This is a genomic window from Pantoea sp. Ap-870 (assembly GCF_011752515.1).
Classification (GTDB): Bacteria; Pseudomonadota; Gammaproteobacteria; order Enterobacterales; family Enterobacteriaceae; genus Pantoea; species Pantoea dispersa.
In genome coordinates this window covers 315,917-329,727 of sequence record NZ_VWXG01000004.1, presented here as the reverse complement: position 1 = coordinate 329,727, position 13,811 = coordinate 315,917, and the positions used below count along the sequence as shown (strand labels likewise).

Genomic DNA, 13,811 nt, shown 5'->3' with positions numbered 1-13,811 from the left:
TCAGGATTCTTTTGCTTGTGAAAAGAGGTTACGCGCCGCAGAAGCCGATCTTCTGCTGTCACCGGTCAGGATGACGCCGTTAACCAGGATAGATGACGAGGAGCCAAAATGAATCAGATTCCGATGACGTTGAAAGGCGCTGAGAAGCTGCGTGAAGAGCTGAACGAACTGAAAACCGTTAAGCGTCCGCGCATCATCGCCTCTATCGCCGAAGCCCGTGAGCACGGCGATCTGAAAGAGAATGCCGAATACCACGCTGCGCGCGAAGAACAGGGGTTCTGCGAAGGGCGTATTCAGGAGATCGAAGCCAAGCTCTCCAATGCACAGGTGATTGACGTGACCGCCATGCCGAAAACCGGCCGCGTGATTTTTGGTGCCACCGTCACCGTGCTGAATGTTGATACCGATGAAGAGTTTACTTACCGGATTGTCGGTGACGACGAAGCGGACTTTAAACAGAACCTGATTTCCGTGAATTCGCCGATGGCGCGCGGTCTGGTGGGCAAAGAGGCCGATGACGTGGCTATTGTCAAAACCCCAGGCGGCGATGTGGAATATGAAGTGCTGAAAGTGGAATACATCTAAGATATTGCTACGCTTTGAAATGCGCAGCTGCATATTGTAAAGAAAGGAAAAAGGCCGCGCTGCGGCCTTTTATCCCATGCAGGAGCATGGCACTTTCTCTGCCCGTCGGACGAGCCGTAACGGTACGCTTAACGTGGCAGAGTAATTTTGCGCTCTTTGGCAGGGCGATACAGCACCAGCACGTTGCCGATGACCTGAACGTTGTTTGCCTTAGTTTCACGCACGATAGCGTCCACGATCAGCTGCTTGGTTTCACGATCTTCCGAGGCAATTTTTACCTTGATCAATTCGTGATGTTCGAGCGCCTGTTCGATCTCGGCGAGCACGCCTTCAGTCAGGCCATTGCCGCCCAGCATGACCACTGGCTTCAGTGGATGGGCAAGGCCTTTCAGGTGCTGTTTTTGTTTGGTACTCAGATTCATCGTATTTTTTGCTTACTCAGGGATTGAAAACGGTTCATTCTACCGCCATCTCGGGTATATCGCCAAATCAACGCGACCCATTGCGTGCTGATTTATCGCTACGATGACGATTTAACTGGAAATATTATGACGGGTAAAAAGCGTTCGGCCAGTTCCAGTCGCTGGCTTCAGGAACACTTTAGCGATAAATATGTGCAACAGGCACAGAAAAAAGGGTTGCGCTCGCGCGCCTGGTTTAAACTGGATGAAATTCAGCAGGGTGACAAGCTGTTCAAACCCGGTATGACCGTGGTTGACCTGGGCGCTGCGCCCGGCGGCTGGTCGCAATATGTGGTACAACAGATTGGTTCGGGTGGCCGTATTATTGCCTGCGATCTGCTGCCGATGGATCCCATCGTTGGCGTTGACTTCCTGCAGGGCGATTTTCGCGACGAAGCGGTGTTGAAAGCGTTACTGGAGCGCGTGGGCGACCAGAAAGTGCAGGTGGTAATGTCGGACATGGCGCCGAACATGAGCGGTACGCCTGCGGTCGATATCCCGCGTTCCATGTATTTAGTTGAACTGGCGTTAGAAATGTGTCGGGATGTACTGGCACCTGGCGGCAGTTTTGTAGTGAAAGTGTTTCAGGGAGATGGCTTCGATGAATACCTGCGGGAAATTCGCTCCCTGTTTACGAAAGTGAAAATTCGTAAGCCGGACGCTTCGCGATCACGTTCGCGCGAAGTGTACATTGTGGCGACAGGGCGCAAACTGTAGCCCTCCATACCGGAATCAAAGCAAGGCGAAACGGCGTTTATTCTGATGCGTAATTCTGAGTTTCAGGCTAAACAGGCAAAATCATCAGCGCCGCGATTCCAGGTATGAAGGATATATAGTACCCTACGCTGTCTGTTAACACCGTTGTAATATGAGGTTAATCCCTTGAGTGACATGGCGAAAAACCTGATTCTCTGGTTAGTCATCGCGGTCGTGCTGATGTCAGTATTCCAGAGCTTTGGGCCCAGCGAGTCGAATGGCCGTAGGGTTGATTATTCAACCTTCCTGTCGGAAGTGAACCAGGATCAGGTCCGCGAGGCACGTATTAACGGGCGTGAGATCAACGTAACCAAAAAAGACAGTAATAAATACACGACCTACATTCCTGTCAACGATCCCAAGTTACTCGATAACCTGTTGACCAAAAACGTCAAAGTTGTGGGTGAACCACCAGAAGAGCCGAGCCTGCTGGCTTCCATCTTCATCTCCTGGTTCCCGATGCTGCTACTGATTGGCGTGTGGATCTTCTTTATGCGGCAGATGCAGGGCGGCGGCGGCAAGGGCGCGATGTCCTTCGGCAAGAGCAAAGCCCGTATGCTGACCGAAGACCAGATCAAAACCACCTTTGCTGACGTTGCGGGTTGCGACGAAGCAAAAGAAGAGGTGGGTGAGCTGGTGGAATACCTGCGTGAGCCGAGCCGCTTCCAGAAGCTGGGCGGTAAAATCCCAAAAGGCGTGCTGATGGTGGGCCCTCCGGGTACCGGTAAAACGCTGCTGGCGAAAGCGATTGCCGGCGAAGCGAAAGTACCATTCTTCACGATTTCCGGTTCTGACTTCGTAGAAATGTTCGTTGGTGTCGGTGCATCACGTGTGCGCGACATGTTTGAGCAGGCGAAGAAAGCGGCACCGTGCATCATCTTTATTGATGAGATCGATGCGGTGGGTCGTCAGCGTGGCGCCGGTTTAGGCGGTGGTCACGACGAACGTGAGCAGACGCTGAACCAGATGCTGGTTGAGATGGATGGCTTCGAAGGCAATGAAGGCATCATCGTTATCGCCGCGACTAACCGTCCGGACGTACTGGACCCGGCGCTGCTGCGTCCAGGCCGTTTTGACCGCCAGGTGGTGGTAGGTCTGCCAGACGTGCGCGGCCGTGAACAGATTCTGAAAGTGCATATGCGTCGCGTGCCGCTGGCAACCGACATTGATGCCGCGATTATCGCACGTGGTACGCCGGGCTTCTCCGGTGCGGACCTGGCGAACCTGGTCAACGAAGCGGCGCTGTTTGCTGCGCGTGGCAACAAGCGCGTGGTGTCGATGGTCGAGTTCGAGAAAGCGAAAGACAAAATCATGATGGGTGCGGAACGTCGCTCCATGGTGATGACGGAAGCGCAGAAAGAATCCACCGCGTATCACGAAGCGGGCCATGCGATTATTGGTCGCCTGGTGCCGGAACACGATCCGGTGCATAAAGTGACGATTATCCCGCGCGGCCGTGCGCTGGGTGTGACCTTCTTCCTGCCTGAAGGCGACGCGATCAGCGCCAGCCGTCAGAAGCTGGAGAGCCAGATTTCAACGCTGTACGGCGGCCGTCTGGCAGAAGAGATCATCTACGGGGCGGAACACGTTTCAACCGGTGCTTCAAACGACATCAAAGTGGCGACCAACCTGGCGCGCAACATGGTGACGCAGTGGGGCTTCTCGGAAAAACTCGGTCCGCTGCTGTATGCGGAAGAGGACGGTGAAGTGTTCCTCGGTCGTTCAGTGGCGAAAGCCAAACACATGTCGGACGAAACGGCACGCATCATCGACCAGGAAGTTAAACACCTGATCGACAGCAACTACCAGCGTGCACGCCGTATTCTGGGTGAGAACATGGACATCCTTCACGCGATGAAAGACGCGCTGATGAAATATGAAACCATTGACGCACCGCAGATCGACGACCTGATGGCGCGCCGCGAAGTGCGTCCGCCAGCAGGCTGGGAAGATCCAGGCAGCAACAACTCTGACAGCAACGGTACGCCAAAGGCGCCACGTCCGGTTGATGAACCGCGTACGCCAAACCCAGGCAACACCATGTCAGAACAGTTCGACAAGTAACAGGCCTGTTCCTAAGCAAAAACCCCGGCTGGTCCGGGGTTTTTTACATTCCACAATCCAGTGATTCCTCAGGGAGATTTTCGCCATGAAGTTGTACGCCCGTGATACCCATCTCGATCTGTCGTTTCCCCATGTGATGGGAATTTTAAATGTCACGCCGGACTCCTTTTCTGATGGCGGAACGCACAACACGCTGGTCGACGCGCTCACGCACACCAACGAGATGGTGAATGCCGGTGCCACGATTATCGATGTGGGCGGCGAATCAACCCGTCCTGGTGCTGATGAAGTCCCGGTGGAAGAGGAGCTGGCGCGGGTGATTCCGGTGGTGGAAGCCATTGCGCAGCGCTTTGAAGTGTGGATTTCGGTGGATACCTCAAAAGCAGAAGTGATCCGCGAAGCCGCGCGTGTGGGCGCTCACATCATTAACGATATCCGCTCGCTGTCCGAGCCGGGTGCGTTACAGGCCGCCGCAGAGACCGGTCTGCCGGTATGCCTGATGCACATGCAGGGCGAACCGCGCACCATGCAGCAGGCACCGGAATATCAGCATATCGTAAGCGAAGTGGACGCTTACTTCGCTGCGCAGATTGCGCGCTGTGAAGCGGCCGGCATTAAAAAAGAGCGTCTGCTGCTCGACCCGGGCTTCGGTTTCGGTAAGAATCTCAGCCACAATTATGAGCTGCTGGCGCATCTCAGTGATTTTCACCATCACGGTCTGCCGCTGCTGGTGGGCATGTCGCGTAAGTCGATGATTGGCCAGCTGTTAAACGTCGGCCCGGCACAGCGTCTGACCGGCAGCCTGAGCTGCGCGGTGATCGCCGCCATGCAGGGCGCGCAGATTATTCGCGTGCATGACGTTAAAGAAACTGTCGAAGCGATGCGCATCGTCGAGGCGACACGGAGAGCAAAAGGATAAAGGCATGAGCGATCGTAAATATTTCGGTACGGATGGGATTCGCGGCAAAGTGGGTGAAGCGCCCATTACCCCGGACTTTGTGTTGAAGCTGGGTTTTGCTGCCGGCAAAGTGCTGGCCCGTTCCGGCTCGCGCAAAGTATTGATTGGTAAAGATACACGTATTTCCGGCTACATGCTGGAATCGGCGCTGGAAGCCGGTCTGGCGGCTGCCGGGCTGTCTGCCGCGTTCACCGGCCCGATGCCCACGCCGGCCATTGCCTACCTGACGCGCACTTTCCGCGCCGAGGCGGGCATCGTGATCTCCGCGTCGCACAACCCGTTTGACGACAACGGCATCAAATTCTTCTCTGCCGAAGGCACCAAACTGCCGGACGACGTCGAAGCCGCCATTGAGCTGGAGCTGGAGAAGCCGCTGACCTGCGTCGAGTCCGCTGAGCTGGGCCGCGCCAGCCGTATCGTCGATGCCGCCGGGCGTTACATTGAGTTCTGCAAAGGCACTTTTCCCAGCGAGCTGAGCCTGAACGGGCTGAAGATCGTGGTGGACTGCGCCAACGGCGCGACCTATCACATCGCGCCGAATGTGCTGCGTGAACTGGGTGCGAAGGTGATTGCGATTGGCGTGCAGCCGGACGGCATGAACATCAACAAAGAGTGCGGCGCTACCGATTTGCGTCAGCTGCAGCAGCGCGTGCTGGATGAAAAAGCCGATCTCGGCCTGGCCTATGACGGCGATGGCGACCGCATCATGATGGTGGATCATCTTGGACAGAAGGTGGATGGCGACCAGATTCTCTACATCATCGCGCGCGAAGCGCTGCGTCAGGGTCAGCTGCGCGGCGGCGTGGTCGGCACGCTGATGAGCAACATGGGGCTGGAGCTGGCGCTGAAACAGCTGGGGATTCCGTTTACCCGTGCCAAAGTGGGCGACCGCTATGTGCTGGAAAAAATGCAGGAGAAGGGCTGGCGCATGGGCGCGGAGAACTCCGGCCACGTGATCCTGCTGGATAAAATCAGCACCGGTGACGGCATCGTAGCAAGTTTGCAAGTGCTCACTGCGATTGTGCGCAACCACATGAGTCTGCACGATCTGTGCAGCGGCATGAAGATGCTGCCACAGGTGCTGGTGAATGTGCGTTTCAGCGGCAGCCACGATCCGCTGGAGAGCGACAGCGTCAAAGCGGCTGCCGCAGAAGTGGAAAAAACGCTGGCCGGGCGCGGGCGCGTGCTGTTGCGTAAATCCGGCACCGAGCCGCTGATTCGCGTGATGGTGGAAGGCGAGGATGAGGCGCAGGTGACCGAACTGGCGCACAAAATTGCCGATGCGGTAAAAGCGGTTTAACCGCGTTACGGGCGGTCAGTTTGCTGCTTTCCGCCTGTAAAATCACCGGGATGGCGCTTTTTTCCGCAATCGCAAAACTTCGTGTAAATTGCGCTTGCAGAGGTATGCGCCTTTGGTTAGTATTCACACCCGCTTCTGATGGGTGATGACGAGACTCCCCGTCAATATTGGTTGAAGCTTTAACTGTGCGGATAACGCGCAAGGAAACAGGTTGATTATGTACGAAGCTCTGTTGGTTGTTTTCCTTATTGTAGCGATTGGCCTCGTTGGTCTGATCATGCTGCAGCAAGGCAAAGGCGCTGATATGGGAGCCTCATTCGGTGCAGGCGCGTCTGGTACGCTGTTCGGTTCAACCGGGTCTGGTAACTTTATGACTCGCATGACCGCGGTACTGGCTACGCTGTTCTTCATTATCAGTCTGATTCTGGGCAACCTGAACAGTAACAAGACTTCCAAAGGAAGCGAGTGGGAAAACCTCAGCGCGCCGGCTCAGTCTCAACAGCAGACTCAGCCAGCTAAACCGGCCACGCCGGGCAATGATATCCCGCAGTAAGATCGTCAGCGCTAAAGCGACATCGTATCGTCGCAGTCAGTGAAGTGCCGAGGTGGTGGAATTGGTAGACACGCTACCTTGAGGTGGTAGTGCCCGATTGGGCTTACGGGTTCAAGTCCCGTCCTCGGTACCAAATCTCAGTATAACTTGCATTTTTCGCAAGATCGGCGTAATATTCGCCACGTTTTCGGACGCGGGGTGGAGCAGCCTGGTAGCTCGTCGGGCTCATAACCCGAAGGTCGTCGGTTCAAATCCGGCCCCCGCAACCACTTTCCCTTAGAGTTCTTTTTCAAATATACTGTATGCATCGACGGACGCATCCGCAGTCAGTTTTGAAAAAAATTCTGCTGGATGGTGTGCCGAAGCCGCATCGCGGCATACAGGGTCCAGTCACAAAAAGCCCCGAATTTTCGGGGTTTTTTGTTATCAGGAAATCGTAACACTGGGCTTTAGGCCCTTTTTTTATGTCTTGGGGGTGGGCTTGTCCACATTAGAGCAAAAGTTGACAGAGTTGATCTCTGCTCCGGTAGAAGCGCTTGGCTACGAATTGGTCGGTATCGAGTTCATTCGTGGTCGCACATCAACCTTGCGCATCTATATTGATAGTGAAGAGGGTATCAATGTTGATGATTGCGCCGATGTTAGCCACCAGGTCAGCGCTGTAATGGATGTGGAAGATCCTATTACGGTGGCTTACAACCTTGAAGTTTCCTCACCGGGTCTCGATCGCCCTCTGTTCACCGCGGAGCACTATGCGCGTTTCGCTGGCGAAGAGGTGAGCCTGGTACTGCGTATGGCCGTGCAGAACCGCCGTAAATGGCAGGGCATCATCAAGTCTGTCGAAGGCGAGATGATCACGGTAACCGTTGAGGGTAACGATGAAGTGTTCGCGCTGAGCAACATTCAGAAAGCGAACCTGGTCCCCCACTTTTAAAAGTCCGGATTGAGGCTAACCAGGATGAACAAAGAGATCTTAGCTGTAGTAGAAGCCGTTTCTAACGAAAAAGCCCTGCCGCGTGAGAAAATCTTCGAAGCGCTGGAGAGCGCTTTGGCCACTGCGACCAAGAAGAAGTATGAGCAGGAAATCGACGTGCGCGTCAGCATTGACCGTCGCAGTGGCGATTTCGACACCTTCCGTCGCTGGGTGGTTGTAGAAGAAGTCACGCAGCCAACGCGCGAGATCACGCTGGAAGCAGCACGCTTTGAAGATGAAGCCTTCAATCTGGGCGATTATGTTGAAGATCAGATCGAATCTGTCACCTTCGACCGTATCACCACGCAGACCGCGAAACAGGTTATCGTCCAGAAAGTGCGTGAAGCCGAGCGCGCGATGGTGGTCGATCAGTTCCGCGAGCAGGAAGGCGAAATCATCACCGGCGTGGTGAAGAAAGTGAATCGCGACAACATTTCACTGGATCTCGGCAACAACGCCGAAGCGGTGATTGTGCGTGAAGACATGCTGCCGCGTGAAAACTTCCGCCCGGGTGACCGTATTCGCGGCGTGCTGTATGCCGTGCGTCCGGAAGCGCGTGGTGCGCAACTGTTTGTTACCCGCTCCAAACCGGAGATGCTGATCGAACTGTTCCGCATTGAAGTGCCGGAGATTGGCGAAGAAGTTATCGAGATCAAAGCGGCAGCGCGCGATCCGGGTTCACGCGCCAAAATTGCGGTAAAAACTAACGACAAACGTATCGATCCGGTCGGTGCCTGCGTCGGTATGCGCGGTGCGCGCGTGCAGGCGGTGTCCAGCGAGCTGGGCGGCGAGCGTATTGATATCGTGCTGTGGGACGACAACCCGGCACAGTTCGTGATTAACGCCATGGCACCTGCCGATGTGGCGTCAATTGTGGTGGATGAAGACAATCACACCATGGATATCGCTGTTGAAGCCGGCAATCTGGCTCAGGCGATTGGCCGTAATGGCCAAAACGTGCGTCTGGCATCCCAGCTGAGCGGCTGGGAGCTGAACGTGATGACCGTCGATGATCTGCAGGCGAAGCATCAGGCCGAAGCCCATGCAGCGATCGATATGTTCACTAAACATCTCGACATCGACGAAGAGTTCGCCACCGTTCTGGTGGAAGAGGGCTTCTCTTCGCTGGAAGAATTGGCTTACGTGCCAATCAACGAGCTGCTGGAAATCGACGGCCTCGACGAAGAGACCATTGAAGCCCTGCGTGAACGAGCAAAAAATGCGTTAACCACCCTGGCATTAGCGAAAGAAGAGAGCCTTGGTAATCAGGAACCTGCTGAGGACCTGCTGAATCTTGAAGGCCTGGATCGTGCGCTGGCGTATCGCCTGGCGTCAAAAGGCGTTTGCACGCTGGAAGATCTCGCTGAGCAAGGTGTTGACGATCTGACAGATATTGAAGGGCTGGATGATGAGAAAGCCGGTGCGCTGATTATGGCTGCACGTAATATCTGCTGGTTCGGCGATGACGCGTAATAACAGGAAGGAACAGCATGACAGATGTAACCGTAAAATCGCTGGCCGCCGAAATTCAGACTCCGGTCGATCGCCTGGTACAGCAATTTGCTGATGCAGGGATCCGTAAGTCTGAAAACGACGCCGTATCCCAGCAAGAGAAAGAGACCTTACTGTCCCACCTGAATCGTGAGCACGGTCAGACCGGTTCAGGCAAACTGACGTTGCAGCGCAAAACGCGCAGCACCTTGAATATTCCAGGCACCGGGGGTAAAAGTAAGTCGGTGCAAATCGAAGTCCGCAAAAAGCGCACATACGTGAAAGGTGATGCCGACGCTGAGCAAGCTCAGGCGGAAGCAGAAGCCGAGGCGCAGCGTGAAGCGGAAGAGCAGGCGCGTCGCGAGGCTGAAGAACAAGCCCGTCGCGAAGCTGAACAAAAAGCGCAACGTGAAGCCGAAGAGAAAGCCAAGCGCGAAGCCGCTGACAAGGCTAAGCGTGAAGCAGCGGAAAATGAGAAAGTGACTAATCAACCTACCGACGAAATGACCAAGGCTGCGCAATCTGACAAAGCCCGTCGTGAAGCTGAAGCCGCCGAACTGAAGCGTAAAGCGGAAGAAGAAGCGCGCCGTAAGCTGGAAGAGAATGCGCGCCGCGCGGCGGAAGAAGCCCGTCGTCTGGCCGAAGAGAAAGCCGCTGAATGGGAAAAACCAGAGGAAGAAGATAAGGGCGACTATCACGTCACCACTTCAACTCATGCCCGTCAGGCAGAAGACGAAAACGATCGCGAAGTCGAAGGCGGTCGTGGTCGCACCCGCACCACCAAGGCAGCGCGTCCGGCCAAAAAAGGCAACAAGCACTCTGAAGCCAAAACTGACCGTGAAGAAGCGCGTGCTCAGGTACGCGGCGGTAAAGGTGGCAAACATCGTAAACCAAGCACGCTGCAGCAGGGCTTCAATAAACCTGCTCAGGCGGTGAACCGTGACGTCATCATTGGCGAAACCATCACCGTTGCCGAACTGGCCAACAAAATGGCGGTGAAAGGCTCGCTGGTTATTAAAGCGATGATGAAGATGGGTGCCATGGCGACCATCAACCAGGTTATCGATCAGGAAACCGCCCAGCTGGTGGCCGAAGAGATGGGTCACAAAGTGATCCTGCGCCGCGAGAACGAGCTGGAAGAAGCGGTAATGGACGATCGTGATACCGATGCTGCGCAGGAAAGCCGTGCGCCGGTCGTGACCATCATGGGTCACGTTGACCACGGTAAAACCTCGCTGCTGGACTACATCCGCTCCACCAAAGTCGCCTCCGGCGAAGCGGGCGGGATTACCCAGCACATCGGTGCGTATCACGTTGAAACCGATAACGGCATGATCACCTTCCTCGACACCCCGGGCCACGCCGCGTTTACCGCAATGCGTGCACGTGGTGCGCAGGCCACGGATATCGTTATCCTGGTGGTGGCGGCGGACGATGGCGTGATGCCGCAGACCGTCGAAGCGATCCAGCACGCGAAAGCGGCCGGTGTGCCGGTGGTCGTGGCAGTGAACAAGATCGACAAGCCAGAAGCCGATCCGGATCGCGTGAAGAACGAGCTGACCCAGTACGGTATCATTCCGGAAGAGTGGGGCGGCGAGAATATGTTCGTTAACGTCTCGGCGAAAGCTGGCACCGGCATCGACGACCTGCTGAACGCGATTCTGCTGCAGGCGGAAGTACTGGAGCTGACTGCAATTCGTCAGGGTATGGCGAGCGGCGTGGTGATCGAATCGTTCCTCGACAAAGGTCGTGGTCCGGTAGCCACCGTGCTGGTGCGTGAAGGTACGCTGAACAAGGGCGATATCGTACTGTGCGGCTTCGAATACGGCCGTGTGCGTGCGATGCGTGACGAACTGGGTCGTGAAGTGCTGGAAGCGGGTCCATCGATTCCGGTGGAAATCCTCGGCCTGTCCGGCGTGCCGGCAGCGGGTGACGAAGCGACCGTGGTGCGTGACGAGAAGAAAGCGCGTGAAGTGGCGCTGTATCGTCAGGGCAAATTCCGCGAAGTCAAACTGGCGCGTCAGCAGAAGTCCAAGCTGGAAAACATGTTTGCCAACATGACCGAAGGCGAAGTGTCCGAGCTGAACATTGTCCTGAAGTCCGACGTACAGGGTTCTGTGGAAGCGATCTCCGACTCGCTGCTGAAACTCTCCACCGACGAAGTGAAGGTGAAGATTATCGGTTCTGGTGTGGGCGGTATTACCGAAACCGACGCTACCCTGGCCGCTGCGTCCAACGCGATCATTCTCGGCTTCAACGTGCGTGCTGATGCCTCTGCGCGTCGCGTGATTGACGCTGAAAACGTTGACCTGCGCTACTACTCCGTCATCTATAACCTGATTGACGAAGTGAAAGCTGCCATGAGCGGCATGCTGGCACCGGAGTTCAAACAGCAGATTATCGGTCTGGCCGAAGTCCGTGACGTGTTCAAGTCACCGAAATTTGGCGCGATTGCCGGCTGTATGGTCACCGAAGGCAACATCAAACGTCACAACCCGATCCGCGTACTGCGCGACAACGTGGTTATCTACGAAGGCGAGCTGGAATCTCTGCGTCGTTTCAAAGATGACGTCAACGAAGTGCGTAACGGCATGGAGTGTGGTATCGGCGTGAAGAACTACAACGACGTTCGCGTTGGCGATATGATCGAAGTGTTCGAAGTGATTGAAGTTAAACGCACCATCGAGTAATTGCTGGTCGATGTGATGCAATTTGGGAGGCCTCTGGCCTCCCGAATTATTTGGGAGAAATAGTATGGCGAAAGAGTTTGGTCGCCCACAGCGCGTGGCGCAGGAATTGCAGAAAGAGATTGCGATCATCCTGCAGCGCGAAATCAAAGACCCGCGTCTGGGTATGATGGTCACCGTGTCTGGCGTTGAGGTGTCACGCGATCTGGCGTATGCCAAAGTGTTCGTGACCTTCCTGAACGACCAGGATGAAGAAGCGGTGAAAAATGGCCTCAAAGCGCTGAAAGAAGCGTCTGGCTACATCCGTATTCTGCTCGGTAAAGCGATGCGTCTGCGCATCGTGCCAGAGCTGACCTTCTTCTACGATAACTCGCTGATTGAAGGGATGCGCATGTCGAATCTGGTGTCTAACGTGATCAGAAACGATGCTGAGCGACGGGGTGAAAGCCCGGCGGAAGACGACAAGGAGGACTGATGAGTCGTCCTCGTCGCCGTGGTCGCGATGTCCACGGTGTTTTCCTGCTGGATAAACACCAGGGCGCATCCTCCAACGATGTGCTGCAAAAAGTCAAACGCCTGTTTAATGCTAACAAGGCGGGCCATACCGGCGCGCTCGATCCGCTGGCCACCGGTATGCTGCCGATTTGCCTCGGCGAAGCCACCAAGTTTTCCCGCTATCTGCTGGATTCGGACAAGCGGTACCGCGTGATTGCCCGTCTGGGCCAGCGCACCGATACCTCCGATGCGGACGGCAATATCGTTGAAACGCGGCCGATGACCTTCAGCCAGGCTGAGCTGGATGTGGCGCTGGAGAGCTTTCGCGGCGAGACGCTGCAGGTGCCCACCATGTTCTCGGCGCTCAAGTATCAGGGCCGCAAGCTGTACGAATATGCGCGCGAAGGCATCACCGTGCCGCGTGAAGCGCGACCGATTACCGTGTTTGAACTGCAGTTTATTCGCTGGCAGGGCGACGAGCTGGAGCTGGAAATCCATGTTTCCAAAGGCACCTACATTCGCACCATCATTGACGATTTAGGGGAGAAGCTCGGCTGCGGTGCACACGTGATCATGCTGCGCCGTCTGCAGGTGGCGCGCTACCCGATTGCGCGCATGATGACGCTGGAACAGCTGCAGGCGCTGGCGGCGCAGGTTAATGCGGCGGAAACGCCGGATTACGCACCGCTGGACGCGTTGCTGTTGCCGATGGACAGCCCGGCGGAAGATTTTCCAGCGGTCAATCTGCCCACGCCGGTCGCGGCCTGGTTCAAACAGGGCATGCCGGTCCAGGCGGAAAACGCGCCGGCCAGCGGGCTGGTGCGGGTGACCGAAGGCGATGAGCAGAAATTTATCGGCATGGCGGAAATCGCCGATGATGGTCGCGTGGCACCGCGTCGTCTGGTGGTGGAGTTTGCCGACTGATCGCGTATTACCGCTGGCCGTTACAGCGCATTTGCGTTGCTACCGGGCGAAGAGTAGAATAGCGCGGCTTTAAAAGCGGGCTGCTGAATTAGAGATCGGCACCCATACATTCATTTTTTACTGGAGTTTATTATGTCTCTAAGCGTAGAAGCTAAAGCAGAGATCGTTGCTAAATACGGTCGTGGCGCTAACGACAGCGGTTCAACTGAAGTTCAGGTTGCTCTGCTGACTGCTCAGATTAACCACCTGCAGGGTCACTTCTCTGAGCACAAGAAAGACCACCACAGCCGTCGCGGTCTGCTGCGCATGGTATCCCAGCGTCGTAAGCTGCTGGACTACCTGAAGCGTAAAGACGTTGCACGTTACACCAGCCTGATCGAAAGCCTGGGTCTGCGTCGCTAAGTCTGAAGAATCTGATCAACGATGTAGCGCATGCAGTATGCAAAAAACCGCATCTGGCGATCAGATTTGTGCGAGTTTCGCGAAAAGGGGGCCTTTATGGCCCCTTTTTTCGAGCAATCCGCAGCAATCCGGACCAAACTCATGTATTGTTGCTGAGAGTGA

13 protein-coding genes and 2 tRNA genes are annotated in these 13,811 nt (G+C 55.7%); 14 read left to right on the top strand and 1 reads right to left on the bottom strand.

All coding sequences use genetic code 11. The annotated features are described in order from the left end of the window. Window positions 1-108 precede the first annotated feature (108 nt). Window positions 109-585: a transcription elongation factor GreA gene (gene greA / locus F3J41_RS12735; protein ID WP_021507709.1), complete on the top strand. Its 477-nt coding sequence runs from the start codon at window positions 109-111 to the stop codon at window positions 583-585. Window positions 586-713: 128 nt separating this feature from the next. Here the strand turns inward: greA and yhbY are convergent, their stop codons facing one another. Further along, entirely contained in the window at window positions 714-1,007 is a 294-nt protein-coding gene (gene yhbY, locus F3J41_RS12730) for a ribosome assembly RNA-binding protein YhbY (RefSeq protein WP_010617345.1), read from the bottom strand. 126 nt (window positions 1,008-1,133) lie between these two features. Here yhbY and rlmE point away from each other — a divergent pair, with 126 nt between their 5' ends. The 13 genes from rlmE to rpsO all read left to right on the top strand — a co-directional run bounded on the left by rlmE (window position 1,134) and on the right by rpsO (window position 13,649). Then, window positions 1,134-1,763: a 23S rRNA (uridine(2552)-2'-O)-methyltransferase RlmE gene (gene rlmE, locus F3J41_RS12725; protein WP_021507708.1), complete on the top strand. Its 630-nt coding sequence runs from the start codon at window positions 1,134-1,136 to the stop codon at window positions 1,761-1,763. Window positions 1,764-1,937: 174 nt separating this feature from the next. Further along, window positions 1,938-3,866 carry an ATP-dependent zinc metalloprotease FtsH gene (ftsH, locus tag F3J41_RS12720; RefSeq protein WP_021507707.1) on the top strand — a complete coding sequence of 643 codons (1,929 nt, stop codon included), beginning with the start codon at window positions 1,938-1,940 and terminating at the stop codon, window positions 3,864-3,866. Between the two features lie 85 nt (window positions 3,867-3,951). Further along, window positions 3,952-4,785: a dihydropteroate synthase gene (folP, locus tag F3J41_RS12715; protein ID WP_088516028.1), complete on the top strand. Its 834-nt coding sequence runs from the start codon at window positions 3,952-3,954 to the stop codon at window positions 4,783-4,785. Between the two features lie 4 nt (window positions 4,786-4,789). Beyond that, window positions 4,790-6,124: a phosphoglucosamine mutase gene (glmM, locus tag F3J41_RS12710; RefSeq protein WP_021507705.1), complete on the top strand. Its 1,335-nt coding sequence runs from the start codon at window positions 4,790-4,792 to the stop codon at window positions 6,122-6,124. Window positions 6,125-6,341: 217 nt separating this feature from the next. Continuing rightward, window positions 6,342-6,677: a preprotein translocase subunit SecG gene (gene secG, locus F3J41_RS12705; RefSeq protein ID WP_010617340.1), complete on the top strand. Its 336-nt coding sequence runs from the start codon at window positions 6,342-6,344 to the stop codon at window positions 6,675-6,677. A gap of 46 nt (window positions 6,678-6,723) precedes the next feature. Then, window positions 6,724-6,810 (top strand) — tRNA-Leu (locus F3J41_RS12700). Window positions 6,811-6,869: 59 nt separating this feature from the next. Beyond that, window positions 6,870-6,946, top strand: a tRNA-Met gene (locus tag F3J41_RS12695). Between the two features lie 212 nt (window positions 6,947-7,158). Then, a complete protein-coding gene (gene rimP, locus F3J41_RS12690) occupies window positions 7,159-7,611 on the top strand; it encodes a ribosome maturation factor RimP (protein WP_031279732.1) in 453 nt (150 codons plus the stop codon). Window positions 7,612-7,635: 24 nt separating this feature from the next. Further along, window positions 7,636-9,123: a transcription termination factor NusA gene (nusA, locus tag F3J41_RS12685; protein ID WP_021507703.1), complete on the top strand. Its 1,488-nt coding sequence runs from the start codon at window positions 7,636-7,638 to the stop codon at window positions 9,121-9,123. A gap of 17 nt (window positions 9,124-9,140) precedes the next feature. Then, on the top strand, window positions 9,141-11,831 hold the full coding sequence (gene infB / locus F3J41_RS12680; RefSeq protein WP_021507702.1) for a translation initiation factor IF-2: 2,691 nt from the start codon (window positions 9,141-9,143) through the stop codon (window positions 11,829-11,831). A gap of 64 nt (window positions 11,832-11,895) precedes the next feature. Beyond that, window positions 11,896-12,303 (top strand): 30S ribosome-binding factor RbfA, encoded by a 408-nt coding sequence (rbfA, locus tag F3J41_RS12675; RefSeq protein ID WP_021507701.1) that lies wholly within the window; start codon window positions 11,896-11,898, stop codon window positions 12,301-12,303. After that, the gene (truB, locus tag F3J41_RS12670) at window positions 12,303-13,247 is read left to right on the top strand and encodes a tRNA pseudouridine(55) synthase TruB (RefSeq protein WP_152391379.1); all 945 of its coding nucleotides are present in this window, start codon (window positions 12,303-12,305) and stop codon (window positions 13,245-13,247) included. Before rbfA ends, truB begins: the two co-directional genes overlap by 1 nt. 132 nt (window positions 13,248-13,379) lie before the next feature. Beyond that, window positions 13,380-13,649, top strand: coding sequence for a 30S ribosomal protein S15 (rpsO, locus tag F3J41_RS12665; RefSeq protein ID WP_010615981.1), 270 nt, complete (start codon window positions 13,380-13,382; stop codon window positions 13,647-13,649). Window positions 13,650-13,811 lie beyond the last annotated feature (162 nt).

Bases quoted from the DNA above. Each gene is read 5' to 3' on its own strand.
- rpsO (WP_010615981.1), top strand. From the start codon at position 13,380: ATGTCTCTAAGCGTAGAAGCTAAAGCAGAGATCGTTGCTAAATACGGT.
- glmM (WP_021507705.1), top strand. From the start codon at position 4,790: ATGAGCGATCGTAAATATTTCGGTACGGATGGGATTCGCGGCAAAGTG.
- secG (WP_010617340.1), top strand. From the start codon at position 6,342: ATGTACGAAGCTCTGTTGGTTGTTTTCCTTATTGTAGCGATTGGCCTC.
- rbfA (WP_021507701.1), top strand. From the start codon at position 11,896: ATGGCGAAAGAGTTTGGTCGCCCACAGCGCGTGGCGCAGGAATTGCAG.
- yhbY (WP_010617345.1), bottom strand. From the start codon at position 1,007: ATGAATCTGAGTACCAAACAAAAACAGCACCTGAAAGGCCTTGCCCAT.
- rlmE (WP_021507708.1), top strand. From the start codon at position 1,134: ATGACGGGTAAAAAGCGTTCGGCCAGTTCCAGTCGCTGGCTTCAGGAA.
- folP (WP_088516028.1), top strand. From the start codon at position 3,952: ATGAAGTTGTACGCCCGTGATACCCATCTCGATCTGTCGTTTCCCCAT.
- truB (WP_152391379.1), top strand. From the start codon at position 12,303: ATGAGTCGTCCTCGTCGCCGTGGTCGCGATGTCCACGGTGTTTTCCTG.
- infB (WP_021507702.1), top strand. From the start codon at position 9,141: ATGACAGATGTAACCGTAAAATCGCTGGCCGCCGAAATTCAGACTCCG.
- nusA (WP_021507703.1), top strand. From the start codon at position 7,636: ATGAACAAAGAGATCTTAGCTGTAGTAGAAGCCGTTTCTAACGAAAAA.
- ftsH (WP_021507707.1), top strand. From the start codon at position 1,938: ATGGCGAAAAACCTGATTCTCTGGTTAGTCATCGCGGTCGTGCTGATG.
- greA (WP_021507709.1), top strand. From the start codon at position 109: ATGAATCAGATTCCGATGACGTTGAAAGGCGCTGAGAAGCTGCGTGAA.